At 63.1% G+C, this 25,259-nt stretch carries 25 protein-coding genes and 1 pseudogene; 16 read left to right on the forward strand and 10 right to left on the reverse strand.

Annotated features, from left to right (window positions below):
* Nucleotides 1-31: 31 nt before the first annotated feature.
* From purF to N5J71_RS16800, 3 genes are read left to right on the forward strand one after another with little or no spacing between them, the layout of a single operon-like run.
* On the forward strand, nt 32-1,540 hold the full coding sequence (gene purF, locus N5J71_RS16790; RefSeq protein WP_003461126.1) for an amidophosphoribosyltransferase: 1,509 nt from the start codon (nt 32-34) through the stop codon (nt 1,538-1,540).
* A gap of 47 nt (nt 1,541-1,587) precedes the next feature.
* Nucleotides 1,588-2,799, forward strand: coding sequence for an O-succinylhomoserine sulfhydrylase (locus N5J71_RS16795; protein WP_104727827.1), 1,212 nt, complete (start codon nt 1,588-1,590; stop codon nt 2,797-2,799).
* Between the two features lie 2 nt (nt 2,800-2,801).
* On the forward strand, nt 2,802-3,578 hold the full coding sequence (locus tag N5J71_RS16800) for an SDR family oxidoreductase (protein WP_279534802.1): 777 nt from the start codon (nt 2,802-2,804) through the stop codon (nt 3,576-3,578).
* A gap of 122 nt (nt 3,579-3,700) precedes the next feature.
* Here N5J71_RS16800 and N5J71_RS16805 read toward each other — a convergent pair whose 3' ends face one another.
* Complete coding sequence (locus tag N5J71_RS16805; protein ID WP_074859039.1) at nt 3,701-5,365, reverse strand: electron transfer flavoprotein-ubiquinone oxidoreductase; 1,665 nt, start codon at nt 5,363-5,365, stop codon at nt 3,701-3,703.
* Nucleotides 5,366-5,688: 323 nt separating this feature from the next.
* Here N5J71_RS16805 and N5J71_RS16810 point away from each other — a divergent pair, with 323 nt between their 5' ends.
* Together N5J71_RS16810 and N5J71_RS16815 are read left to right on the forward strand one after the other, a co-directional pair.
* Nucleotides 5,689-6,438 carry an electron transfer flavoprotein subunit beta/FixA family protein gene (locus tag N5J71_RS16810; RefSeq protein ID WP_003461132.1) on the forward strand — a complete coding sequence of 250 codons (750 nt, stop codon included), beginning with the start codon at nt 5,689-5,691 and terminating at the stop codon, nt 6,436-6,438.
* Nucleotides 6,439-7,368: an electron transfer flavoprotein subunit alpha/FixB family protein gene (locus N5J71_RS16815; protein WP_279917266.1), complete on the forward strand. Its 930-nt coding sequence runs from the start codon at nt 6,439-6,441 to the stop codon at nt 7,366-7,368.
* Nucleotides 7,369-7,451: 83 nt separating this feature from the next.
* On the opposite strand, the gene N5J71_RS16820 is transcribed toward N5J71_RS16815, so the two are convergent.
* The gene (locus tag N5J71_RS16820; RefSeq protein ID WP_074859036.1) at nt 7,452-8,378 is read right to left on the reverse strand and encodes an alpha/beta fold hydrolase; all 927 of its coding nucleotides are present in this window, start codon (nt 8,376-8,378) and stop codon (nt 7,452-7,454) included.
* Between the two features lie 113 nt (nt 8,379-8,491).
* Between N5J71_RS16820 and N5J71_RS16825 the strand changes: the two genes are divergently transcribed.
* The 8 genes from N5J71_RS16825 to N5J71_RS16860 all read left to right on the forward strand — a co-directional run bounded on the left by N5J71_RS16825 (nt 8,492) and on the right by N5J71_RS16860 (nt 15,727).
* The gene (locus N5J71_RS16825; RefSeq protein WP_003461136.1) at nt 8,492-9,325 is read left to right on the forward strand and encodes a substrate-binding periplasmic protein; all 834 of its coding nucleotides are present in this window, start codon (nt 8,492-8,494) and stop codon (nt 9,323-9,325) included.
* A 9-nt stretch (nt 9,326-9,334) separates the two neighbouring features.
* Complete coding sequence (locus N5J71_RS16830) at nt 9,335-9,685, forward strand: DUF4398 domain-containing protein (RefSeq protein WP_003461137.1); 351 nt, start codon at nt 9,335-9,337, stop codon at nt 9,683-9,685.
* Nucleotides 9,685-10,497: an OmpA family protein gene (locus N5J71_RS16835; protein WP_003461138.1), complete on the forward strand. Its 813-nt coding sequence runs from the start codon at nt 9,685-9,687 to the stop codon at nt 10,495-10,497. Before N5J71_RS16830 ends, N5J71_RS16835 begins: the two co-directional genes overlap by 1 nt.
* Nucleotides 10,498-10,673: 176 nt before the next feature.
* Nucleotides 10,674-12,119, forward strand: a complete 1,446-nt coding sequence (locus tag N5J71_RS16840) for an aminotransferase-like domain-containing protein (RefSeq protein ID WP_074859025.1) — start codon at nt 10,674-10,676, stop codon at nt 12,117-12,119.
* 86 nt (nt 12,120-12,205) lie between these two features.
* Nucleotides 12,206-13,906, forward strand: a complete 1,701-nt coding sequence (locus tag N5J71_RS16845) for a vWA domain-containing protein (RefSeq protein WP_074859022.1) — start codon at nt 12,206-12,208, stop codon at nt 13,904-13,906.
* A complete protein-coding gene (locus tag N5J71_RS16850; RefSeq protein ID WP_039964710.1) occupies nt 13,903-14,475 on the forward strand; it encodes an RNA polymerase sigma factor in 573 nt (190 codons plus the stop codon). The genes N5J71_RS16845 and N5J71_RS16850 overlap by 4 nt, the downstream gene beginning before the upstream one ends.
* Entirely contained in the window at nt 14,472-15,143 is a 672-nt protein-coding gene (locus N5J71_RS16855; RefSeq protein ID WP_003461146.1) for a hypothetical protein, read from the forward strand. Before N5J71_RS16850 ends, N5J71_RS16855 begins: the two co-directional genes overlap by 4 nt.
* Nucleotides 15,144-15,232: 89 nt before the next feature.
* Nucleotides 15,233-15,727, forward strand: coding sequence for a hypothetical protein (locus N5J71_RS16860; RefSeq protein ID WP_003461147.1), 495 nt, complete (start codon nt 15,233-15,235; stop codon nt 15,725-15,727).
* Between the two features lie 97 nt (nt 15,728-15,824).
* Here the strand turns inward: N5J71_RS16860 and N5J71_RS16865 are convergent.
* The 8 genes and pseudogenes from N5J71_RS16865 to N5J71_RS16900 all read right to left on the reverse strand — a co-directional run.
* Nucleotides 15,825-15,926, reverse strand: a pseudogene (locus tag N5J71_RS16865) (IS110 family transposase); the annotation flags it as partial.
* Between the two features lie 89 nt (nt 15,927-16,015).
* Nucleotides 16,016-16,681 carry a response regulator transcription factor gene (locus tag N5J71_RS16870; RefSeq protein WP_074859020.1) on the reverse strand — a complete coding sequence of 222 codons (666 nt, stop codon included), beginning with the start codon at nt 16,679-16,681 and terminating at the stop codon, nt 16,016-16,018.
* A 23-nt stretch (nt 16,682-16,704) separates the two neighbouring features.
* The gene (locus N5J71_RS16875; protein ID WP_279917267.1) at nt 16,705-17,280 is read right to left on the reverse strand and encodes a PQQ-dependent catabolism-associated CXXCW motif protein; all 576 of its coding nucleotides are present in this window, start codon (nt 17,278-17,280) and stop codon (nt 16,705-16,707) included.
* A 248-nt stretch (nt 17,281-17,528) separates the two neighbouring features.
* Complete coding sequence (locus N5J71_RS16880) at nt 17,529-18,320, reverse strand: ABC transporter permease (protein WP_257598480.1); 792 nt, start codon at nt 18,318-18,320, stop codon at nt 17,529-17,531.
* Nucleotides 18,317-19,168: an ABC transporter ATP-binding protein gene (locus tag N5J71_RS16885; protein WP_279917268.1), complete on the reverse strand. Its 852-nt coding sequence runs from the start codon at nt 19,166-19,168 to the stop codon at nt 18,317-18,319. Before N5J71_RS16885 ends, N5J71_RS16880 begins: the two co-directional genes overlap by 4 nt.
* Nucleotides 19,165-20,130 carry a YVTN family beta-propeller repeat protein gene (locus N5J71_RS16890; RefSeq protein ID WP_039964712.1) on the reverse strand — a complete coding sequence of 322 codons (966 nt, stop codon included), beginning with the start codon at nt 20,128-20,130 and terminating at the stop codon, nt 19,165-19,167. Before N5J71_RS16890 ends, N5J71_RS16885 begins: the two co-directional genes overlap by 4 nt.
* Nucleotides 20,131-20,338: 208 nt before the next feature.
* Nucleotides 20,339-21,520, reverse strand: coding sequence for an ABC transporter substrate-binding protein (locus N5J71_RS16895; RefSeq protein ID WP_206408023.1), 1,182 nt, complete (start codon nt 21,518-21,520; stop codon nt 20,339-20,341).
* Between the two features lie 121 nt (nt 21,521-21,641).
* Nucleotides 21,642-22,598, reverse strand: coding sequence for a tetratricopeptide repeat protein (locus N5J71_RS16900; RefSeq protein WP_279917269.1), 957 nt, complete (start codon nt 22,596-22,598; stop codon nt 21,642-21,644).
* A 247-nt stretch (nt 22,599-22,845) separates the two neighbouring features.
* Here N5J71_RS16900 and N5J71_RS16905 point away from each other — a divergent pair, with 247 nt between their 5' ends.
* From N5J71_RS16905 to N5J71_RS16915, 3 genes are read left to right on the forward strand one after another with little or no spacing between them, the layout of a single operon-like run.
* Nucleotides 22,846-23,283, forward strand: a complete 438-nt coding sequence (locus N5J71_RS16905) for a cupredoxin domain-containing protein (protein WP_116618858.1) — start codon at nt 22,846-22,848, stop codon at nt 23,281-23,283.
* A 13-nt stretch (nt 23,284-23,296) separates the two neighbouring features.
* On the forward strand, nt 23,297-24,562 hold the full coding sequence (locus N5J71_RS16910) for a HAMP domain-containing sensor histidine kinase (RefSeq protein ID WP_279917270.1): 1,266 nt from the start codon (nt 23,297-23,299) through the stop codon (nt 24,560-24,562).
* Nucleotides 24,559-25,209, forward strand: a complete 651-nt coding sequence (locus N5J71_RS16915) for a response regulator transcription factor (RefSeq protein ID WP_079783509.1) — start codon at nt 24,559-24,561, stop codon at nt 25,207-25,209. Before N5J71_RS16910 ends, N5J71_RS16915 begins: the two co-directional genes overlap by 4 nt.
* The last annotated feature ends 50 nt before the right edge of the window (nt 25,210-25,259 follow it).

Consider the following 25,259-nt stretch of genomic DNA (forward strand, 5'->3'; position numbering starts at 1 on the left):
AGCCTGAACTATCTAGCAGGGGTCGTGGCACATGTGTGGCATCGTCGGTATCGTCGGTAAATCGAACGTCAATCAGGCGCTGTATGACGGGCTCACCGTCCTTCAGCACCGCGGCCAGGATGCTGCCGGTATTGTCACCAGCCATGATGGCCGCCTGTTCCTGCGCAAGGACAACGGCCTGGTGCGTGACGTGTTCCAGCAGCGCCACATGCAGCGCCTGGTTGGCCATATGGGCATCGGCCATGTGCGCTACCCGACCGCTGGCAGCTCCAGCTCGGCCGAAGCTCAGCCGTTCTACGTCAACTCGCCGTACGGCATCACCCTGGCGCACAACGGCAACCTGACCAACGTCGAGCAGTTGGCCAAGGAAATCTACGAGTCCGATCTGCGTCACGTGAACACCAACTCCGATTCGGAAGTGCTGCTCAACGTGTTCGCCCATGAGTTGGCCCAGCGCGGCAAGCTGCAGCCGACCGAAGAAGATGTGTTCGCCGCCGTTACCCACGTGCACGAGCGCTGCCTGGGCGGTTACGCCGTCGTCGCGATGATCACCGGCTATGGCATCGTCGGCTTCCGCGACCCGAATGGCATTCGTCCGATCGTCTTCGGCCAGCGCCATACCGATGAAGGTGTCGAGTACATGATCGCGTCCGAGAGCGTATCGCTGGACGTGCTCGGCTTCACCCTGATCCGCGACCTGGCGCCGGGCGAGGCGGTCTACATCACCGAAGAGGGCAAGCTGTTCACCCGTCAGTGCGCGGCCAACCCGCAGTATGCGCCCTGCATCTTCGAGCACGTTTACCTGGCGCGCCCGGACTCGATCATGGACGGTATCTCGGTGTACAAGGCGCGTCTGCGCATGGGCGAGAAGCTGGCCGACAAGATCCTGCGCGAGCGTCCGGATCATGACATCGACGTGGTCATCCCGATTCCTGACACCAGCCGTACCGCGGCGTTGGAGCTGGCCAATCACCTGGGCGTGAAATTCCGCGAAGGTTTCGTCAAGAACCGCTACATCGGCCGCACCTTCATCATGCCCGGCCAGGCGGCGCGCAAGAAATCCGTACGGCAGAAGCTCAACGCCATCGAGCTGGAGTTCCGCGGCAAGAACGTGATGCTGGTGGACGACTCCATCGTCCGTGGCACCACCTGCAAGCAGATCATTCAGATGGCCCGCGAGGCCGGCGCGAAGAATGTCTACTTCTGCTCGGCAGCCCCGGCGGTGCGCTACCCGAACGTCTACGGCATCGACATGCCCAGCGCCCATGAGCTGATCGCCCATGGCCGCAGCACCGAGGAGGTCTGCGAGCTGATCGGTGCCGACTGGCTGGTTTATCAGGATCTGCCGGACCTGATCGAAGCAGTCAGCGGCAGCAAGAAGATCAAGATCGACAACTTCGACTGCGCAGTGTTTGACGGCAAGTACGTCACTGGTGACGTCGATGAGGCCTACCTGGATAAGATCGAGCAGGCACGCAACGATGCCAGCAAGGTCAAGTCGCAGGCAGTCAGCGCGATCATCGATCTGTATAACAACTGATTCGAGCGGGCAGGGCAGTAGTCCTGCCCTTTTTGTGAGGTAGCGATATGGCTGTGGAATGGGAAGCCGGCAGGCTTGATAGTGACCTGGATGGCGTAGGCTTCGACACCCTGGCGGTGCGTGCCGGCCAACACCGTTCGCCTGAGGGTGAGCATGGCGAAGCGTTGTACCTGACGTCCAGTTACGTGTTCCGCACCGCTGCCGATGCCGCTGCGCGCTTTGCTGGGGAAGTGCCGGGCAACGTCTATTCGCGCTACACCAACCCCACCGTACGTACCTTCGAGGAGCGCATTGCCGCACTGGAAGGCGCCGAGCAGGCGGTGGCCACTGCCTCCGGTATGTCGGCGATTCTTGCCATTGTCATGAGCCTGTGCAGTGGCGGTGACCATGTATTGGTGTCGCGCAGCGTATTCGGTTCGACCATCAGCCTGTTCGAGAAGTACCTCAAGCGCTTTGGCATCGAAGTGGATTACGTACCGCTGGCGGATCTGGATGCCTGGCAGGGCGCCTTCAAACCCAACACCAAGCTGTTGTTCGTCGAATCGCCTTCCAACCCGCTGGCCGAACTGGTGGATATCGCCGCACTGGCCGAGATCGCCCATGCTCGCGGCGCGCTGCTGGCGGTGGACAACTGTTTCTGCACGCCGGCCCTGCAGCAGCCGCTGAAACTTGGCGCCGACATCGTCATGCATTCGGCGACCAAGTACGTCGACGGCCAGGGCCGTGGTCTGGGCGGTGTGGTGGCGGGGCGTAGCGAGCAGATGAAGGAAGTGGTGGGTTTCCTGCGTACCGCCGGGCCGACCCTGAGCCCGTTCAACGCCTGGATGTTCGTCAAGGGCCTGGAGACGCTGCGTATCCGTATGCGCGCGCAGAGCGAGAGTGCCCTGCAACTGGCGCTGTGGCTGGAACAGCAGCCGCAGGTCGAGCGTGTGCATTACGCCGGTCTGCCCAGCCATCCGCAGCACGAGCTGGCGAAGACGCAGCAGAGCGCCTTTGGCGCGGTGGTCAGTTTCGAGGTCAAGGGTGGCCGTGACGCCGCCTGGAAGGTGATCGATGGCACTCGCGTCATTTCGATCACCACTAACCTCGGCGACACCAAGACCACCGTCGCCCATCCTGCTACCACCTCGCATGGCCGCCTGACCCCGCAGGAGCGGGCCAATGCCGGCATTCGCGACAGCCTGATTCGCGTTGCAGTGGGCCTGGAAGAGCTGGAAGACCTCAAGACAGATCTGGCGCGCGGCCTGGCTGCGCTCTGAGCATGTTGGAGTGGGGCACGAATGACACGCCCAGCAACGGGCGTGTCGCGTTGGTCACCGGAGCCGCGCGCGGTATCGGCCTGGGCATCAGCGCCTGGCTGATCACTGAGGGCTGGCAGGTGGTGCTGGCCGACGTGGATCGTGAGCGGGGCTCCAGGGTTGCGCGTGTGCTGGGTAACAATGCCTGGTTCGTCGCCATGGACGTAGCCAGGGAAGATCAGGTCAGTGTCGGTGTTGCCGAGATACTCGGTCAGTTCGGCCGCCTCGATGCGCTGGTGTGCAATGCGGCTATCTCCGATCCGCACACCCCGCCGCTGGAGTCGCTCGATCTCAAACGCTGGAATCGTACGCTGGCGGTCAACCTGACCGGTGCCATGCTGCTGGCCAAGCACTGCGCGCCGTATCTGCGTGGGCATCGCGGCACCATCGTCAATATCGCCTCGACCCGTGCCAGCCAGTCCGAAGCCGATTGCGAGGCCTACGCTGCTAGCAAGGGCGGCCTCGTTGCGCTCACGCATGCGCTGTCGATCAGCCTGGGGCCAGAGGTGAGAGTCAACTGCGTCAGCCCTGGCTGGATCGACGCTCGTGACCCGTCGCAGCAACGCCTGGAACCACTATCGGTGTTCGATCATGCGCAGCATCCGGTCGGCCGTGTCGGCACGGTAGAGGATGTCGCGGCGCAGGTCGCCTGGCTGCTCTCCGATGCGGCCGGTTTCGTCACCGGGCAGGAGTTCGTCATCGATGGCGGCATGAGCCGCAAGATGATCTATCAGGATTGAGTGCGGTAGGGCGGGTGCAACCCGCCGGCAGACTGTGGCGGGTTAAACCCGCCCTACAACTGTTGCAGATTTGGCAAAAACGAAAAAGGCTCCCGAAGGAGCCTTTTTCATGTGTGGCCGAATTACATGTTGGGGTAATTCGGGCCGCCGGTGCCTTCCGGCGCCACCCAGGTGATGTTCTGGGCCGGGTCCTTGATGTCGCAGGTCTTGCAGTGCACGCAGTTCTGTGCGTTGATCTGGAACTTCTTCTCGCCGTCTTCCTGCGTCACCACTTCGTACACGCCGGCCGGGCAGTAGCGCTGCGCCGGTTCGTCGTACAGCGGCAGGTTCTTCGTCAGCGGAATGCTCGGGTCGGTGAGCTTCAGGTGGCAGGGCTGCTCTTCTTCGTGGTTGGTGTTGGAGAGGAATACCGAGCTCAGTTTGTCGAAGCTCAGTTTGCCGTCCGGTTTCGGGTAGGCGATCTTCGCGCATTCGGCTGCAGGCTTCAGGCAGGCGTAATCCGGCTTGTTGTCGTGCAGGGTGAAGGGCGCCTTGCCGCCGAAGATGTTCTGGTCCAGCCAGTTGATACCGCCGCCGACGATGGCGCCGTACTTGTGGATGGCCGCACCGAAGTTGCGGCTGCGGAACAGCTCGTCGTACAGCCAGCTGGCTTTGAAACTATCGACGTAGTTGTTCAGCTCGTCACCGCCTTCGCGGCCGGCTGCCAGGGCTTCGGTGATGGCGTCGGCAGCGAGCATGCCGGACTTCATCGCGGTGTGGCTGCCCTTGATCTTGGCGAAATTCAGGGTGCCGAGATCGCAGCCGATCAGCGCGCCGCCCGGGAAGACCATTTTCGGCAGCGAATTCAGGCCGCCTTTGCAGATGGCGCGGGCACCATAGGCAACGCGCTTGCCGCCTTCCAGGTACTGGGCAATCACCGGGTGATGCTTGTAGCGCTGGAACTCGTCGAACGGCGACAGGTGCGGGTTGGCGTAGGACAGGTCGATGATCAGACCTACCACGACCTGGTTGTTCTCCAGGTGATAGAGGAAGGAGCCGCCGGTGTTCTCGGTGCCCATGATGTCCATCGGCCAGCCAGCAGTGTGTACCACCAGGCCCTGGTCATGCTTGGCCGGGTCGATATCCCAGATTTCCTTGATGCCGATGCCGTAATGCTGGGCATCGGCTTCGCTGTCGAGGTTGTACTTCTTGATCAGCTGCTTGCCGATGTGGCCACGGCAGCCTTCGGCGAACAGGGTGTACTTGGCACGCAGTTCCATGCCCGGGGTGTAATAGCCTTCCTTCGGATTGCCTTCGCGATCGACGCCCAGATCACCGGTGACGATGCCGCGTACCACGCCGTTGTCGTCGATCAGCGCTTCCTGAGCGGCGAAGCCCGGGTAGATCTCCACGCCCAGGTTCTCGGCCTGCTGAGCCAGCCAGCGGCACAGGTTGCCCAGGGAAATAATGTAATTGCCTTCGTTGTGCATGGTTTTCGGCACAAAGAAGTCAGGAATTCGGGTAGCCTTGTCAGCGTCGCGCAGCAGGTAGATGTCATCGCGCTTGACCGGGGTGTTCAGCGGGGCGCCGAGTTCTTTCCAGTCGGGGAAGAGTTCGTTCAGTGCGCGCGGTTCGAACACCGCGCCAGAGAGGATGTGAGCACCAACTTCGGAGCCTTTCTCGACCACGCAGACGCTGATCTCCTGACCCGCTTCAGCGGCTTTCTGCTTCAGTCGGCAGGCGGCGGACAGTCCGGACGGGCCGGCGCCGACGATGACGACGTCGAACTCCATAAATTCGCGTTCCACAGGCTATCTCCTACTCAAGGCTCTTCGATATTTTATGTTGGAGGGGCGGCTCGCTCCCTAAGCACGGCGTGGGCATTATATCTACACCCTCTCAGTGGGCCAATACAAACGTTTGTTTGAATTTTCTGTAGGCCTGTTAGAATCCTACTACATCGCGGATGACCGGCCAGTTCGCTGTATTGACCGGGCCAGGCCGCGGGGTCAAGATACGGGCGGTTTTGCGCTCGCCGTCTGAGCTGAAAGGTTGGTTGCGGCCGATTTTGCATCACCGGCCAGGCTCGCCTTGGCGACATTCTTATTCACCGGAGAGTAACGAGGAATCCATGAAGGTTCTTGTAGCTGTCAAACGAGTGGTTGACTACAACGTCAAGGTTCGCGTCAAGGCGGACAACAGCGGCGTCGACCTCGCCAACGTCAAGATGTCCATGAACCCCTTCTGCGAAATCGCCGTGGAAGAAGCCGTACGCCTGAAGGAGAAAGGCGTGGCGAGCGAAATCGTCGTCGTCTCCATCGGCCCGGCTACCGCCCAGGAGCAACTGCGCACTGCGCTGGCTCTGGGGGCCGACCGCGCCATCCTGGTCGAATCCAATGACGAGCTGAACTCCCTGGCCGTGGCCAAGCTGCTCAAGGCAGTGGTCGACAAGGAGCAGCCGCAGCTGGTGATCATGGGCAAGCAGGCCATCGACAGCGACAACAACCAGACCGGCCAGATGCTGGGCGCTCTGACTGGCTTCGGCCAAGGCACCTTCGCCTCCAAGGTCGAAGTAGCCGGCGACAAGGTCAATGTCACCCGTGAGATCGATGGCGGTCTGCAGACCGTTGCGCTGAACCTGCCGGCGATCATCACCACCGACCTGCGTCTGAACGAGCCGCGCTACGCGTCGCTGCCGAACATCATGAAGGCCAAGAAAAAGCCGCTGGAAACCGTTACCCCGGACGCGCTGGGCGTTTCCACCGCTTCCACCGTCAAGACCCTGAAAGTCGAAGCACCGGCTGCTCGCAGCGCTGGCATCAAGGTCAAGTCCGTGGCTGAACTGGTCGAGAAACTGAAGAACGAGGCGAAGGTAATCTAAATGACTATCCTGGTTATCGCTGAACACACCAATGCCGCCCTGGCGCCCGCTACCCTGAACACCGTTGCTGCGGCGCAGAAGATCGGTGGCGATATTCACGTTCTGGTTGCCGGTGCCAACGCTGGCGCTGCTGCCGAAGCCGCTGCCAAGATCGCTGGCGTGGCCAAGGTGCTGGTTGCCGACAACGCGGCCTATGCCAACCAGTTGCCGGAAAACGTCGCGCCGCTGGTAGCCGAACTGGGCAAGAACTACAGCCACATCCTGGCCGCAGCCACCAGCAACGGCAAGAACATCCTGCCGCGTGTCGCTGCTGCCCTGGACGTCGATCAGATCTCCGAGATCATCGCCGTTGAAAGCGCCGACACCTTCAAGCGTCCGATCTATGCCGGTAACGCCATCGCCACCGTGCAGTCCTCGGCTGCCGTCAAGGTGATCACCGTGCGTAGCACCGGTTTCGACGCTGTTGCTGCCGAAGGCGGCAGCGCTGCCATTGAAGCCGTTTCCGGCCCGGCCGATGCCGGCAAGTCCGCCTTCGTCGGCGAAGAGCTGGCCAAGTCCGATCGTCCGGAACTGACGGCTGCCAAGATCGTCGTTTCCGGCGGCCGTGGCATGGGCAATGGCGACAACTTCAAGCTCCTGTACGCGCTGGCCGACAAGCTGGGCGCTGCCGTCGGCGCTTCCCGCGCTGCCGTCGACGCCGGTTTCGTGCCGAACGACATGCAGGTCGGTCAGACCGGCAAGATCGTTGCGCCGCAGCTGTACATCGCCGTCGGTATCTCCGGTGCGATCCAGCACCTGGCCGGCATGAAGGACTCCAAGGTGATCGTCGCGATCAACAAGGACGAAGAGGCGCCGATCTTCCAGGTGGCTGACTACGGCCTGGTCGCCGACCTGTTCGAAGCCGTACCGGAGCTGGAGAAGTCGCTCTAAGCCGCTTTTCCCGCAACGAGAAACCCGCTCACCAGAGCGGGTTTTTTATTGCCTGCGCCTTGCTCGCGATCAGCGCCTGGCCATCACTTCAGGCCTTCGAGAAAGCCTCGGTAGAGTAGGGCGCTTTCTTCAGGGCGTTCGAGCATGGGCGCGTGGCCGACGTTGTCCATGATCACCACATTGGGTTTGTTCAGCAGCGGTTGCATCACCTCGATGCTGGAGACATCCAGCACGCGGTCCTGTCTGCCCCAGAGCAGCAGCGTCGGCGCCTGAATCTTGGGCAGCTCGGGCGCCAGGGGCACTGGGCGCTCCACGAGTTGCTTGAATACCTGGTCGTAATGCGTGGCCTTGGCCATGGCGCGTTCGCCCAGATAGCGTTTGAGCGATTCCGGCAGGTAGGGCGGTTCGACGAAGACGAAACGCAGCAGCTTGTCGAAATCCTGCGGCTGTTTGACCACCAGCGGGTTTGGCGAGCCACTGGTCAGCAGTTGATACAGTTCGCTCTTGTGTGGGCTCTCGATTCCGGCATTGGCGAACAGTGCCAGCGAGCGGACGCGTTCCGGGTAGCGCGCGGCGAAGAGGGCGGCAATCTGTCCGCCCATCGAGTTGCCCAGCACGTGCGCCTGTTGGACGCCCAGCTCATCGAGGATATCCGCCAGGCGCTCGGCCTGGGTGCCGACGTCGTAGCTGCCTGGCGGCAGATCGCTGTCGCCGAAGCCGGGCAGGTCCAGTGCGATGACGCGATAGTCCTGAGTCAGGGGGCGGGAAAAGCGCAGCCAGTTATCCTTGTCTGCAGCGAACCCGTGGAGCAGTACCAGGGTTTCGCCGCTTGCCGGTCCTCCCCGGTAATAATGGATGTTAAGATTGTGGACAGATAGTTGCTCGTGACTGAGCCCGGCACGGTACTGTTCTATCAGGCGCAGGCTGGCCAGTTGAGTCGCTGGAACGAAATACAGCGTGGCGGCGCTGCCTGATAGTAGAAGCAGCAGTGCGAACAGCAGTTTTTTCATGGCGCGTCCTTATCGCGAATTATTATGGCGGCGCCATTAAGCTAGCATGAACACCGAGGATGCCGGGGTGCCAAGACCATCCCACCGATCAACGCATAAACCGAGATTAGCCAATGCCAGAGCGTTGTCTGTTTAAGTCGCTGTTGCTGTGGTGCGCCCTGGCTCTGATGCCAGCCTCTGCTCTGGCTGCCGGTAAGTGCGAGCGCCTGGTGGCGACCGGCAACCCGGAGTATCCCCCTTATCTCTGGCGTGACCCGCAGAATCCACAGCAGCTGATCGGCGCCAATGCCGACCTGCTCAAGCATCTGGCCAAGGAACTGGGCGTGGTGGTCGATGTGATCTACACCGGGCCTTGGTCGCGCGCGCAGGACGAAGTGCGTACCGGCCGTGTCGACCTGCTGGCAGGGGCGTTTCTGACGCTACCGCGTCTGGAGAACATGGATTACGTGCACCCGGCATTCTTCTTCACGCCGAGTGTGGTCTGGGTGCGCAAGGGAGAGGCCTTTCCCTACGGCAGCTGGATCGACCTGCAAGGGCATACCGGCGACACCTTGGTGGGCAATAGCTTCGGCCAGCAGTTCGACGCCTTCGCCAAGCAAAACCTGAAGCTGGAGGGTGTCTCCAGCCTGACGCAGGCTTTCCAGAAGCTGTTGCTCGGTCGCACCGACTACGTGCTTTACGAGCGCTACCCCGGCCTTGCGCTCGCCGAGACGCTGGGGATGGACGATGATCTGGAGGTACTGGATCCGCCGATTTCCAGCGAAGGCCTCTACCTTACCTTGTCGCACAATTCGGCGTGCAACGAGCCTTGGCTGCGTGGCCAACTGGCGCGGAAGATGACAGAAATGGTCGCCGCCGGGCTGCCTGAGCAGTTCCTGCAACGCAATCTGGATCTGTGGAAGGCGCAGCAGATGCAGCCTGATCCGGTTGGCGACGTCACTCAGTAGGAAATTTTCGTGATCAATCGAACCCTTCCCTTGCTGCTGGCGCTGGGCCTGACAGCCTGCGCCAGCGATCCTGCTCCCACCGAGCAGATGCGGCTGACCGAACAGGCGTTGGCGCAGACCAAATCCCTGGGGGTGGTTAGCGAACAATCCGCGTCACTTCACCAGGCCGAAGAGAAGTTCGCGCAGGCCCAGGCGGCCATGCAGGACGGTGAACACAAGCAGGCGCGCCTGCTGGCCGAACAGGCCGAGCTGGATGCGCGCCTGGCTGAAGCTGAGCACCTCAATGCCAAAGGTCGGGAGCAACTGACCGAACTCCATCAACGCATCGGCCGTTTGCGCCAGCAACTGGGAGCCATGTGATGAAGACTTTTGGTCATCTGGGCGGTCTGATGCTGGTCGGTACGCTGTTGAGTGGTTGTGCGTCCAGTCAGTTGGCGAGTGAGCAGGCTCTGGAAGAAGCGCGTCTGAGTTTTCAGTCGGTCAAGGAAGATCCCAGTGTGCTGCGCGCCGCACCCAAGGACGTGATTCGCGCAGGCGAATTGCTGGGCCGTGCTGAGCGCCTGTCCAGTTACTGGGGCAGTGGCGACGATGTGCGTCATTACGCCTACCTTAGCCAGCGCTATGCCGAGATCGCCCGGCAACACAGCGATATCAGTCTCAACCAGGAACGCGCAGCCAAGCTCGAGCTGGAACGCCAGCGTCTGCAGTTGACCTTGCGCGAAGCCAAGCTGATGAGCGTGCAGCAGCACAACGACTGGTTGGAAGAGCAGATGGTCAGACTCGCCGCCAACGAGACCGAGCGCGGCCTGGTGATGACCCTGGGCGATATGTTGTTCGACGCCGGTCGCGCCGATCTGCAACCAGCAGCCAACCGTACGGCGCTCAAGCTCGTGCAGTTCCTGCAGATCAATCCGCAGCGCCGAGTGCGGATCGAAGGCTATACCGACAATACCGGTGATGCCGCCGAGAATCTCGAACTGTCGCGCGCGCGCGCGCAGGCTGTGGCCGATCTGCTGGTGGATCTGGGCGTGGAAGCCAAGCGTATTCAGGTCGTCGGTTACGGTGTCGACTTCCCGGTTGCGGAAAATGCATCGGCACGTGGCCGGGCGCAGAATCGGCGGGTGGAAATCGTCTTCTCCGACGAGCGAGGCCAGCTTGGTGCCGAGCGCTGAGCGAAATGCCTGACAGAACCCCGGCAGAGTCCGAGGTTTTTTATGCACTGAAATGGCGACGATGCCGTGCACGGTTGGCAAGCAATGGCGTAAGGGGAAAACAGATCCTATCTGTGCCGGTACAATTGTGTAGCAATAGGTTACTGTTATGCTCCAGTGACCCGGAGGATACCGCTATGACCAATCTGCTGCTCTATCAACGTATCGCCCAGCAGTTGGCCGAAGATATTCGTCGCGGTGTCTACCAGCCCGGCGAGCGCGTGCCTTCGGTGCGCAAGATGAGTGCGCAGCTCAATGTCAGCCACGCCACGGTGTTGCAGGCCTACGCCAACCTCGAAGATCAGGGGTTGATTCGTGCACGCCCGCAATCCGGCTTCTACGTGCACCAGACGCCAGCGCTGACCGCGCCGACGCCGGACATCGCCAAGGTCGAGCGACCAGGTCTGGTCACCCGCGCCAGCATCATCAACCAGGTCCTCACCGAGTCGCGTCGTGAGGGCGTATTTCCGCTGGGCGCCGCGGTGCCGCATGTCGACTATTTGCCGGTGCGAGCGTTGCACCAGCAACTGGCCAAGGTCACCCGTTTTCACAGCCCGCGCGCTTTCAGCTACATGTTCAGCCCCGGCTTCGAACCGTTGCGCCGCCAGGTGGCGATTCGCATGCGTGATGCCGGTGTGGTGGTCGATCCGTCCGAGGTAGTGATCACCCATGGCTGTGTCGATGCGCTGCAGATGAGCCTGCGCGTGTTGACCAAGCCGGGCGACCTGATCGCGGTGGAGTCGCCGACCTACTATGGTCTGCTGCAACTGGCCGATCTGCTCGGCCTCAAGGTCATCGAGATCCCGTGCGATCCGACCACCGGCATCAGCCTCGAAGCGCTGCAACTGGCGGCCAACCAGTGGCCGATCAAGGCACTGGTGCTGACGGCACGCCTATCCAATCCACTGGGTGGCACCATCCCCGAGGAGCGTCAGCGCCAGTTGCTGCGCCTGGCCGGCGATTACGATTTCCAGATCGTCGAAGATGATATTTACGGCGAACTGATGTTCGAACAGGGCCCGACCAAGGCGCTCAAATCCCATGATCGCGACAGCCAGGTGATCTATTGTTCGAGCTTCTCCAAGACGCTGTCGCCCGGTGTGCGCATCGGCTGGATCGTCGCCGGCAAGTATCAGGACGAGATCCAGCGGCTGCAGACCTTCTCCACCCATTCGGCGTGCAGCGTCACCCAGATGGCGGTGGCGGCCTACCTGGAAAATGGCGGGTATGACCGCCATCTGCGGCATATCCGTCAGGAGTACCGCAAGAACCTCAGCGCCTTCCAGCTGGCGGTGCAGCAGTATTTCCCGGTCGGTACGCAGATGACCCGGCCCAAGGGCGGCTTCATCCTCTGGGTCAGCCTGCCGGCGCGGGTCAACACCAAGGATCTGCACGTGCGCGCGCTGCAGCAGGGCATTTCCATCGCCCCCGGGCTGATCTTCAGCAATACCGAACAGTTCAACCATTGTGTGCGCCTCAACTGCGGCATTCCATGGAATCGTGAGGCGGAGAGGGCGCTGATGACGTTGGGCATGCTGGCCACGCAGCTGTGCCAGGAGGCGGGCGATTCGTGGGAAGGTTGAACAGGCACGTTCTGGTTTAACCCGATTCACCTCAGGGCTGCGTCTACCTGAGCGAAGGTCTTGTGCCATTGCTCAGGAGGTGCACCATGCCCGTTTATTCCTTGTTGCTCGTTCGTCCGTTCGCCGTCGGTTTTTCCGCGGGTACCGTGCTGTTGCTTGCCGCCTGCAGCGCCTCTGGCCCGGAGCCGGAAGCCCAGACCAACTCGGAGCCGGCGCCGTCACTCGTACGTGAACGCCTGGCTGCGCCTGCGGCTGCCGAGATGCATGTCGAGGCCAGCCAGAAGCGCATGTCGACCCTGGCTCACGCACCGTCTCCCATCGCCGATATCCTGCCGCCGGGCTACCGTGACGAATCGCGCGAGCAGTACCAGGCCTACGCCGACAACCCGGTGTTCGCTGTCGCCGAGACGCCGGTATCCACCTTCAGCATCGACGTCGATACCGGTAGCTACGCCAACGTGCGGCGCTTCCTCAACGGCGGGCAACTGCCACCGAAGGACGCCGTGCGTCTGGAGGAACTGGTCAACTACTTTCCCTACGCCTACCCGTTGCCGCAGGGCGATGCGCCTTTCGGCGTCAGCACTGAACTGGCGGTGACGCCGTGGAATCCGCAAACGCGCCTGCTGCGCATCGCCATCAAGGCGTCGGATCGCAGCGTTGAGGAGCTGCCGCCGGCCAACCTGGTGTTTCTGGTCGATGTGTCCGGCTCGATGCATCGCCGCGAAGGCCTGCCGATGGTGCAGGGCACCCTGAAATTGCTGGTCGAGCAGTTGCGCCCGCAGGATCGCGTCTCGCTGGTCACCTATGCCGGTGACTGCCAGGTGGTGCTCGATTCCACGCCCGGTAGCGACAAGGCGAAGATCCGTGCGGCCATCGATCAACTCAGCGCCGGTGGTTCGACGGCCGGGGAGTCGGGCATCCAACTGGCCTACCAGCAGGCGGGCAAGCACCTGATCGATGGCGGCATCAATCGCATCCTGCTGACCACCGATGGCGACTTCAACGTCGGCATCAGCGACTTCGACAGCCTCAAGCAACTGGCTGCCGACAAGCGCAAGAGCGGCGTCTCGCTGACCACCCTGGGTTTTGGCGTGGACAACTACAACGAGCGCCTGATGGAGCAGCTGGCCGACGCTGGTAACGGCAATTACGCCTACATCGACAACCTGCGCGAGGCGCGCAAGGTGCTGGTCGATCAGCTCGGCTCGACCCTGGCCACCTTGGCCAGCGACGTGAAACTGCAACTGGAATTCAACCCGAGCGAGGTCAGCGAGTACCGCCTGCTGGGCTACGACAACCGTGCGCTCAAGCGCGAGGACTTCAGTAGCGACAAGGTCGATGCCGGTGATATTGGCGCCGGGCACACCGTGACTGCGCTCTACGAGATCGTCCCGGCGGGCAGCAAAGGCTGGCTGGAGCCGCTGCGTTATCAGGCCAGTGCCCAGCCTGCGAGCAAGAGCGGCGAACTGGCCTGGTTGCGGATTCGCTACAAGGCGCCGGGGGAAGCATCCAGCCGGCTGCTGGAGCGGCCTATCGCACGCGGCGAGGCCAAGCCGGTTGCGGCTGCCAGCGAGGACCTGCGCTTCGCCGCAGCGGTAGCCGCCTTCGCCCAGCAGCTCAAGGGTGGGCGCTACACGGGCGACTTCGATCTGGCGCAGAGTATCGAGTTGGCGCGCTCGGCCAAGGGTGAGGATCGCTTCGGCCTGCGCGGCGAATTCATCCAACTGGCCGAAATCGCCCAGAGCCTGCACACTTCCGGCTCCACGCCAGCACGAGTTCAGCAGTGAACGCACCCCTCATGGATGACGACGCCGCTTTGTTGCGGCGTTACCGTCGCGGCGATGCCGCGGCCTTCAACGCGCTCTACCAGCGCCATCGGCTGGGCCTGTTTCGCTTTCTGCTCGGCCTGTGCGGCGATCACGCCCTGGCCGAAGAAGTGTTCCAGGAAACCTGGGTGAGCCTGATCCGCAGCCAGAGTGAGCAGCGCGAGTCGGTGCTGTTCAAGACCTGGCTGTACCAGATCGCGCGCAACCGCCTGATCGACCACTGGCGCAAGACGGGCCGCCATCAGGCCGGGCATGACGAATACGATGAAGGCCAGCATGCCCAGGCCGATCCGCAACCCGGTCCGGAACAGCAGTGGAGCCTGAGTCGCGACAGTGAGCGGCTGCAGGCGGCGTTGGCCGACCTGCCGGAAGATCAGCGCGAAGTGTTCCTGCTGCGCGCCCATGGCGACCTGGAATTGAACGAGATTGCCGAGTTGACCCGCACGCCGGCCGAGACGGTCAAGAGCCGTCTGCGCTATGCCCTGCAGAAGCTGCGCCGGCTGCTGGCCACCGAGGAGTTGTCCGCATGAAAGATCAACGAGAACCTCTGGATCACGAGCAGGCGCTGCTGGCGCATTTCTGTGCCCATGGCAGCGGCGAACCCTCGGCCGAGCTGGATGCGCGCATCCTGGCGGCGGCCAGTGCGGCCGCCCGTGAAGCGCAGCAGTCCGGCACGGCTGAATCCGGCTGGGCGCAGCGCCTGCATCAATGGCTGTTCGGCAGTGGCCGCCAGCGCTGGTCGGTGGCGGTGGCCGGGCTGGCTTGCGTCGGCATCGGCGTCAGCCTGACCTGGCACACCCTGGAGCAGACGCCGGAGGCTTTCGATGCTGTACCACCCAGCGTGGCGATGAGCCCCGTCGCACCGGCGCCGATGGCGGCCAAGCGTGGGCCAGAGCAGGAGACGGTTGCACCTGTGGCTGCCCCGCAGGAACGCATGACAAGCCAGGCCATGGCACGTCAGGCGCCGTCTGCCGATATGGCTGAGGCCCCGATGGCCAGTGGCGCTGCGCTGGCACCCATGGCCGAACTGGTGATCCAGAGCGAACCGCGCGAGGCGCTGCTGCGTCTGCTGGAGCTGCGCAAGGCGGGTGAGCAGGAGGAGGCGCAGCGGTTGCTGGAGCAGCTAAAGGCCGACTATCCACACCTGGATATCGAGGCTGAGCTCGCTCATCTGGCCACCGAGTCGCCGCGTGAATGAGGCACGAGGTAAAGGTCGTGTAAGTCGGCTTGTCAGGCGCGCCCAGGCGGAGGAACATGGGCGCGTACTGATCGAGCTGCCCTTGTCCCATGATGCGTAAGTCCATTCTTCTATTGCTGTGCCTGGGTTGGCTGAGCGCCTGTGAGCGTGAGCCGGAACCCGTTGCACAGCAGCCCGCGCCAGCGCCGGCAGTGGTCACTGCTACTGCGCCCGTTGCCGAGGTCGCCAAGCCAGAGCCTGTCGAACCAGCACCGCCTGCCAAGGTGGTTGAAAGCAAGCCCGTGCCCGCCGCCAAATCGCCCGTCGTCGCCAAGCCCAAGCCTGTTGTAGCGCCACAGCCCAAGCCGGTGGAGCCTGAATCGAAATTGGCATTGGATCTGAGCGTGCCGCAGGAGCTGTTCGAGCAGGCGCTGGAAAGTGAAACCCGCGAGGATTTCTCTCCCTTGCTGCCGCCGCTGTTTGGTGAGAAAACCGAAGTCCAGAGCCCGTTCCAGATCAGCGGTCGGCTGATCAGCAATGAGCGAGTGGACGACTACTGGGATTCCATCGAAGGCGCTGAGCTGCAGTTCGAGTTCAAGCAGTAGTAGGGAGCGGCGTACCCTACCCATGGCCAGGCTTCATTCTGCTCAGAAACGGTAGTGTCGCTGTGACTAATGCTGTTCGAGCCTTCATCAGTCAGCCTCTGATCCGATGCACCGAGTGGCTCGCCTGTTGCTCTGCTGTCTTGACCTCGACATAACGCATGGTGGGCCTGCTGGCTGCTTCACAAATTGCCTGCGCATCGTTCGTCACTCCCGCGAAGGCGGGAGCCCAGGTGCTTCTTGAATTCTGGCTTCCCGCCTGCGCGGGAATGACAGCCAACCTGTCGGACGCTAACGGCGCAGGTAGGAGGCGAAGTCGATATCGCCGGCCGAGAGGATCGCCTGCACGCGGTTGTGCACGCCCAGCTTGCGCAGGATGGCCGAGACATGCGCTTTGACCGTGGTTTCGGCGATATCCAGGCTGTAGGCGATCTGCTTGTTCGATTCGCCCTTGGTCATGCGTTCGAGCACCAGCAGCTGCTTGCGCGTCAGGGCCTGCAGCAGTTCCGGCGAGATGCTGTGGTGGTCGGGGTGGTGGCGATGGCCGCCGCTCTTCTGTGAGCGGATGATGTCCGGGGGCAGGTAGACGTTGCCGTCGAGAATCTGCGCGATGGCCTCGGTCATTTGCGCCCGCGGCGAGGACTTGGTGATGAAACCCACTGCGCCGTAGGTGATGGCCTGCAACACGATCTGCTTGTCCTGCTCGGCGGAGACGATCACCACCGGGATGGTCGGCGCCTCGTTACGCAGGTTCATCAGCCCGCCCAGGCCGTGCATGCCGGGCATGTTCAGGTCGAGCAGGATCAGATCCAGGTCGTCGTGGCTTTGGGTCAGCTCCAGGGCACTGTCCAGGTCAGCGGTTTCCATGATCTCGCTGCCGGGAAAACCGTCGGCGATGACGTTATGGATGGCTTCACGAAACAGCGGATGGTCGTCGGCAATCAGAATCTTGTACATGGCCTTGCACCTCGTTGTTGTGATTATGGTGTGGCAGTGGGCGTGAAGAAAGCGGCAGGCAGTTCGGCGGGTTGAGCAGGCGCCATCGGCAGGCCGGCCTGCTCCCAGGCGTCGATGCCATCACGGTACCAGTAGAGCTGGCGATAGCCCATGGCATGGGCGCGGCGCGCGGCATTCCAGCTCGGCCAGCAGTCGGGGCGGCAGTAGAAAACCAAAGGCTTGTTCAGATCGCCTTTACTGGCCTGGCTCAGGTAGTGGGTGAAGTAGCGCAGCCATAGCGTTTCCAGGTTGCCGCTGCCGGTGTTGGGTAGCCACAGACTGCCGGGGATGTTGGCGTGGGGCTCTTCTTCGATGAAGCGATCATGGCGCCACAGCTGACGATAGACATCGATCAGTTGAACATCGGGGCGTTCGTCGAGTAGTTTTTTCAGAGCAGGAGTATCGAGAATCTGGACACCTTCAAGCGTTGACGGTGTCGGGCTGCGGTACTGGCTGCTGCGATACCCATCGGCGTCGAACAGATCTTCGGCTTGCGCAAGGCAGGCCAGTAACACCGAGGCGAGCATCAGGCCTGCTTGCACGGGCAGACGGTACTTCATGGCAAGGTCTCTACTTATTATTGTGGCGGTATTACAGGCCATGGTCGCAGGCTTGGAAATTCTACGTTGGAGAGGAAAACCAGTACCAAAGTAGTAGAGGGGCTGTTGAGACGTCCGTAGGGCGGGTGCAACCCGCCAATCGCGCGACGGCGGGTTGCACCCGCCCTACGGATTTGGGCTGCATTCGGCAGCGGACGCAGAGCCATTCCCACGTGGAGCGAGAGCAACGATCAAGTGCATTGCTGGTTTCAGCCCGCCTTGCGCAGCGCCGCGTGTTGCGGGTTGAAGCTGGCCACGGCGCGCAGGGTGAGCACCAGCGTCAGGCCGGTACACACCGCCAGCGCCTCGACATGCAGGCGCAGGTACAGCGCATTTCGCACCAACTCCACCGCATGGGTGAAGGGGTTGAACGCACACAGCCAGTACAGCCACTCGCTGGACTCGCGCATTTTCCACAGCGGGTACAGCGCCGAGGAGAGGAAGAACATCGGGAAGATGACGAAATTCATCACCCCGGCGAAGTTCTCCAACTGCCGAATGCCGTTGGACAGCAGCAAGCCCAGGGCGCTGAGCAGCAATGCCACCAGCAGCAGTGCCGGCAACGCGGCGAGCAGGCCCCAGGCCGGAGGTTGCACGCCGTAGACCCAGGCAATGGCGAGGAAGGCATAGACCTGCAGCAGCGAGATCAGCGCCGTGGCCAGCAGTTTGGCCACCAGCAGGAAGGCACGCGGCAGCGGGCTGGTGAGCAGCACGCGCATGCTACCCATCTCGCGGTCGTAGACCATCGACAGCGAGCCCTGCATGCCGTTGAACAGCAGGATCATGCAGGCCAGGCCCGGCACGATGTAGGTGTCGTAGGTGATGTAGGTGTCGTACGGCTCGATGATGGCGATGCCCAGCGCGGCGCGAAAACCGGCGGCGAACACCAGCAACCAGAGCAGCGGGCGCACCAGGGCGCTGAGAAAGCGCGAGCGCTGCAACACGAAGCGCAGCCATTCGCGCAGGACGATGCCACGCAGGCATTCCCAATAGGCGGTCATGGTTGCGGCTCCTTTGCGGAGTCTGTGGGGGGGGTGGGAGGGGCTTTAGCCGCGAGATCCACGATATCGAAGAGCTCGCGGCTAAAGCCCCTCCCACCGTTCGGCCGTAGCGCCTCACGTACATGGCCACGACCCAGCGCCTCGTCGCCGGTCAGACGGGCGAAGCTGATGACCAGGTCGTCGCCGAACTGGCTGGCCTTGCCCCAGGCCACGCGCGCGCCGCGATGCAGGATCAGCAGGTCGTCGCTGGATTCGATCTCATCCAGCAGGTGGGTCGTCCACAACACGCACAGACCTTGCTCGCGGCACAGGTTGCGCACATGTCGGCCCAGCGCCAGGCGGCTGGCCGGGTCGAGCCCGGCGCTGGCTTCGTCGAGCAGCAGCAGGCGCGGCTGGTGGAGCAGGGCGCGGGCAATCTCCACGCGGCGGCGGTGGCCGCCGTTGAGCGTGCGCACCTTGTCGTGACGACGCTCGGCTAGATCCTGGCGCAACAGCTCTTCGTCGATACGCGCCTGCGCCTCGCGGCGCGGCATGCCATGCAGCGCGGCATGATAGGCGAGGTTCTGTTGCACCGAGAGGTCGAGATCCAGCGTGCTCTGCTGGAACACCACGCCGAGCTGACGCAACGCCTGGCGTGGCTGCTCGCGCAGGCTGTGGCCGAAGATGCGGATATCGCCCTGCTGCAGGTCGTACAGGCGGGTGAGCAGGGCGATCAGCGTGGACTTGCCGGCGCCGTTGGGGCCGAGCAGGGCACCGAAGCGGCCTGGCGCCAGATCGAAGGCCAGGTCGTTGAGCGCCTGGCGGGCACCATAGGCGAAACCGACGCCGCTCACCTCCAGCGCATTCATGGCGTGACCACCACGCCCCAGGGATAGCGGCCAACCTTGATCGACTTGGTCACCTTGAGCGTATCGACGTCGATCACCGATACGTCGCCACTGACGCCATTGGTGGTCAGCAGGCGCTTCTGATCCGGGGTGAACGCCAGGTGCCAGACGCGCCGGCCGACCAGCAGGTAATCGAGAATCTCGTAGGTCTTGGCATCCACCACCGCTACATGGTTGGCCGGGCCGAGGGCGACGAAGGCGTACTTGCCATCGTCCGTGAGCTTGACCCCCACCGGCTGCACCTTGTCCGGGTGCACGCCCTTGATGGCGAAGTTGAGCACCTTGAGCACCTGGCGCGAGTCGACGTCCAGCACCGTCACTGTGCCGCCGATTTCGGCCGAGGCCCACAGGCGTTTGCCGTCCTTGTCGAATTCGACGTGACGCGGGCGCTGGTCGACCAGGGTGTTGTCCACCAGTTGATTGGTGGCGGTGTCGATCCAGTGCAGCATGTTGGTGGTCTCGCTGGTGTTTACCGCCCACTTGCCGTCCGGGCTCACCGCCATGCCTTCGGGCTCCACGCCCACTTCGATCTGCGCCAGCACCTCGTCGCTTTGCACGTCGACCACGGTGACCAGAGCATCGTCTTCATTGGAGATGTACAGCCAGCGGTCGTTGGGGTGCAGGGCGAATTGCTCGGGGTCGGCGCCGGAGGGTAACTCCTTGACGATCTTGCGCGTGGCCAGGTCCATCACCTGCACGCGGTCCGAGTCGCTGGCGCAGATGTACAGAAGTTTATTGTCGGAAGACAGCAGCAGCCCGCGCGGGCGCATGCCAACGGCCAGGGTGGCGGTGACTTCCAGGCTGTCGAGGTCGATGACGCTGATGCTGTCGTCCTTCTCGTTGGACACGTAGGCAGTGGCGGCGAAGGCCGAGTGACAGGCCAGGCCGAAGGCGACGGCACAGGCGAGACGGGTCAGGCGCATGGGGTTGATCCTCTTGTTGTAGTGGTTGGTAGCCGTTGCTTTTGTGGGAGGGGCTTTCGACTCGGGCATCCTGCTTCGTTCTACCTCCTGCATCCCTGCAGTCGCAGCCGCGACAGTCGCCGCTGAAGCGCCTCCCACAAGTGTTCTGCTTTTCTGTAGGAGCCCGCTTGCGGGCGATACCTTGCGATGATCGCCGGCAAGCCGGCTCCTACAGAGGTATTCCCGCCAGATCACAGCTCACCTCAGGCCTGTCGTAGCCGAGGCTGTCCATTTCGTTGCTCGGATGGAGAAAACCGTCCTGCGGCGAGGTGCTGACCAGCGCGCGCGGGTGCACCAGCGGAATCGGTTGGCGCAGCTCGCCGTTCCACGGGCGGAAACTCAGCTTGCGGCCCTTGAAGCCGTCCAGCGGTAGTTGTTCGTTCAGCAGCAGATGACGAATGCCCTGCGGCTCGGCGGTGCGCTGCTTGGTGATGGCCGTGGCCAAGCTGCGCACGGCCATCCAGGCGGCGAAGTCGCGGTCGTTCATCCAGCGTCCGGCCAGCTCTTCGAAGCGTTTCTGCAACTGCGCGGCGCCGAAGGTTTCCACCGTTTTGTGCCAGGCAGTCGGGGTCAGGCCCTGGGTGCCGGCCACTGGGCGCGGGTACCAGGTGTTGTAGGGCAGGTATTCGCCGAAGTCGCCGCGCTCGTCGGCCACCAGCACCACGTCGTACTCGCTGGCTTGGGTGAACAGCGGCATCTCCGCCTGGGCGCTGCGGCGCTGGTCGTTGTCGAAGCTCCAGGGCTTCTCGCCGACGATCTTGTGGCCGAAGCGTTTGGCGGCGCGCTTGAGCGCGTCGGCGTAAGCGATGTCGTCCTCGGTGCCGCCGGTTACCAGCAGCCAGCGTGTCCATTTGCGCACGGCGAGAAACTGCGCCAGGGCGTCGGCCAGCATGGCGCGGCTGGGCAGGGTGTGCAGCACGTTGCCCAGGCATTGCTCGCGGCGCAGGCCGTCATCGGCGCTGCCGGCATTGAGCAGCAGGCTGTCCGGCAGGCGCTGGCTGAGCTGGCGCAGGGTCGCGGCGGGGGCGTTGACCACGAACAGGCGAATGCCTTGCGCATGCAGGTCATCGGCCGTGGTCAGTAGAGTCGCCGCATCCTCGCTCTCGGCTGCCTCGAGGCTGTAGCTCTGCTTGAGAAAGCGTCCGGTGCTGTTGCTGTCGGCGATCGCCAGTTCGGCGCCACGACGGCCGGCATCGGTTGGTTCGGGGATGACGTTGGACAGCAGCGGGCCGTGCGGCGGCAGGTGGCCCAGGTAGCCGATGCGTATCTGCAAGTCGTTCGCTGCGGCATTGGTCGCCAGGCCGAGTGTGGCAACGAGGCAGAACAACAGGCGGCAACTGATCCGGTGCATGGGGCGACTCCTGCAGAGGTTGTCGCCAGCATAGGAAGTGTCGCCAGGTCGGGAAATATGCCCAAGGTCGCGCCGGCTTAGTACAAAGGTCGTAGCTCTTCAGGGCCGTTCTTCAAGGCCTTCACTCGCCTTGTTGGCGGATATCCAGGCGCAGGCCATGGATGCTGGCCTTGCCGTCGCGGACGCGTAACTGGGCGTCTTCGCGAATTTCCAGCTGCTGTATCCGGTCACCGCGTTTCAGCTTCTCCCGGATCAGCGAGAAGGCCAGGATAGTGCCGCCTGCGTTTATCAGTTCGGGCTCATTGCGCTGGTAGCTGTACTCGTCGGCCTGGGCAAAGGTCTGCTGCCAGAGCGTGCGCAGCTGCGCCTTGCTCAGATGCTGCCAGTTACGCTCGTGCGGCAGTCGCACCAGGATCTGTGCGTCATCGTCGATCAGCATCACCAGTGCCTCGGCATCCTGGCGTTGGGCTGCCTGGTCGACCGTCGCGAGGGCCGCCAGTGCGGCGCGGCGTTCGTGCTCGGTCAGGGTGATGGTGGTGCGGCTGCCTTCGCGGCTGGCGAGAAACTGCTGGGCCTGCGGATGTTCTCCCTGCCTGGCCGCGGCCCGTATCCAGCTCAGCCCGGCACTGTGCTGGCCTTGCTTGTACAGGCGTTCACCCAGCGTCCACTGCGCCTCGGCGTTGTCCTGCTCGGCAGCACGTCGATACCACTGCGCCGCCTGGTCCGGGTCGGCCTCGGTGCCCAGCCCCAGGTCATGGGCGCGGGCTACCTCGTACATGCCGATGGCGTCACCCGCATCGGCGGCGCGCTGGTACCAGGTCAACGCCTGCTCGAGGTCGGCTGCGGTGCCCAGACCGGCGGCGTACATGTTGCCGAGGTTGAGCATGCCCTGGCGGTTACCGGCTTCGGCGAGCTGGCGATAGCGCTCTAAGGCCTCATCGAAGTCGCCCATCTTGTATACCGCATAGGCGTCCAGCACCTGGATCATCTCGCGGGCGATACGCGTTTGTTCGTCGTCGCCGGCACTCAGCGGCGTGCTCAGCAGTGTGCCCAGCAGCAGGCAGGCGAGATGACGCATGGCGGTACTCCAGAGGGTGGAAGCGGTGAATTAGGCTAACAAGCCGGGTACGTGCGGTATTTAGTTCGATGGTGGCGGATGGATGCGCCGTTGGTGGCGGGTAGGGCAGGGGCGATGGGCATTCGGCCCGGATCTGGCGGGAAATATGCCAAAGTACCAGCTGGGCAGTACCAAGGTAGTAACCCGGTGTGGGCCTTTACTTCCTAGCATGGCAGGCGACGTCCAATAACAAGAACAGGTGAACGCCATGCGTATTTTCAAGGCCCTGCTACTGCCGCTGTTGCTGATCATCAGCCTGCTCGGTGTCGATCAACTGCATGCAGCCGGTGATATGACCCGCCGCCCGGTGGCATTGCCTGACCTGGTGCTGGGTAACGACGATAGCGACTACTTCATGTCGCAGACCGAATACCAGCTGGAAACCGGCCAGGCCTACCAGCTCAAGATCATCGCCAGCGGACAGAAGGAATACGCCTTCCAGGCGCCTGAGTTCGCCACCTCCATCTATCTGCGCAAGGTCGAGGCCGGCGGTGTGGAGATCAAGGCGATCACCCTCACCGAGCTGGAGTTCGAGGACGCCGGCGAGGCGGAGATCTTCTTCCTGCCGGTCAAGCCGGGCAAATACCGCTTCTACGCCAAGGGCCTGGAGGGCAAGGGCATGCTCGGCCATTTTGTTGTCAAGTAGCGTGGTCAAGTAGATGACCGCCCTCGGTCGCATCAACCTCGGCGTCAGCCTGCTGTTCGTGCTGGTCACCCTGGCCGGGCTGGCGCTGTTGTTGCGCCAGTCCGGCCACGACGTGCGCCGCGAGTTGCTGGCGGCCGAGGCGGTGGTCGAGTACCTGGGCGAAGTGGCGCGCAGCAACCCCGGCAGCCTGCGTCCGGAGCTGACCGAGAACCTGCGGCATATCCGCGTGAGCTGGCTGCGCCCGGGCGAAGAGCCCAAGCAGCAAACCGAAAGTGCCATCGAGCTTTGGATCGCCGAACGCCTGCTGGGCTCGGCCTCACTGGTGGCCGATGCCTGGCCGCTGGAGGATGGCCGCGAGTTGCGTATTGCCCTCGATCCCTATGACGAGATCGAGGAAATCTACGACTCGCTGCTGCAACTGCTGCTGCTTAGCGCCTTCGCCCTGATCCTCAGCCTGCTGACCATTCGCTTTGCCGTGCGCCGGGCCCGGTGTGTGCTGGACGAACTGCTCGCCGGCCTGCGCCAGGTCGGCGCCGGTCACTTCGATACGCGCTTGCATGACCACAGCCTGGCCGAGGCCAAACACCTGGCGGCGCACTTCAACGAGATGACCATCACCCTGCAACAGGTGCAGGCGGACAACGCCGAGCTGACCCAGGCGTTGCTGGCGTTGCAGGAGCGCGAGCGCACGCGCCTTGGCCAGACCCTGCACGACGACCTCGGCCAGTACCTGAGTGGCATCCGTGCCCAGGCCTGTCTGCTCAAAGTGATTGCCGACCGGCCGCAGCAGGTGCAGGACACCGCGCGCCTGCTCGACGACAACTGCGAGCGCCTGCAGCAGGGCTTTCGCAGCCTGATCCGCGACCTCTACCCGGTGGTGCTGGAGCGTCTGGAACTCGGCCCGGCGCTGCAGCAACTGGCCGCCGACTGGCAGCAGGCGCAAGGCATTCGCTGCCGCCTGCAACTGAGCGAACAACTGCCAAGCCTGCCGTTGGCGAGCAAGGCCCATCTCTATCGCCTGGTGCAGGAGGCGTTGACCAATGTCGCCCGCCATGCCGATGCCAGCGAAGTACGTATTCGCCTGCAACGCCGTGGCCATGGCTTGCGCCTGCTGGTGCGCGACAACGGCCAGGGCACTGCACTGCCGCTGCGCCCGGGCATCGGCCTGCGCTCGATGCGCGAGCGCAGCCGCAGTCTCGGCGGCGAACTGCGCCTGCACAGCCGCCCACAAGCTGGCTGGGCGCTTTGCCTGAATATTCCCTTGGAGGCAACGTCATGAAGATTCTGCTGGTAGATGACCACGCAGTAGTGCGCCAGGGCTACGCCAGCCTGCTGCGCGCCCTTTTACCGGAAGTGCAACTGCGCGAGGCCTGCGACGGCGAACAGGCCCTGCAGCGGGTGCAGGAAGAGATTCCCAACCTGGTGATCATGGATATCGGCCTGCCCGGCATCAGCGGCCTGGAAACCACCCGCCGCCTACGTCAGCGCCTGCCGCAACTGCGCGTGCTGTTCTTCAGCATGCACGACGAACTGCCCCTGGTGCGCCAGGCGCTGGACGCCGGCGCCATCGGCTACCTGACCAAGAACTCCTCACCGGAAGTGCTGGTAGAAGCGGTCAAACGCACCGCAGCCGGCCATGCCTATATTGAACAGCAACTGGCCACCCAACTGGCCTGCAATCCGGCAAGCAGCGACGGCCTCGACCCCCGTCTGCGTGAGCTGACCCAGCGCGAGTTTGAAATCTTCGTCATGCTCGCCCGCGGCCTGCCACCCAGGCAGATTGCCGAGAAGCTGTGCATCAGCGCCAAGACCCTGTCCAACTACCAGACCCTGGTGAAGAACAAACTGCAGATCGCCTCGCAGGCGGAGCTGGTGCATTTGGCGATTGATAGTGGGGTGGTCAGGGTGGGGTTGGAGAGTGCTTGAGAGTTGAGGGCAGGCTGCAATGGTCTGCTTGCTGAGCCGCCTCCCATACA

This window comes from Ectopseudomonas oleovorans (genome assembly GCF_029845265.1).
GTDB classification, from domain to species: domain Bacteria; phylum Pseudomonadota; class Gammaproteobacteria; order Pseudomonadales; family Pseudomonadaceae; genus Aquipseudomonas; species Aquipseudomonas oleovorans.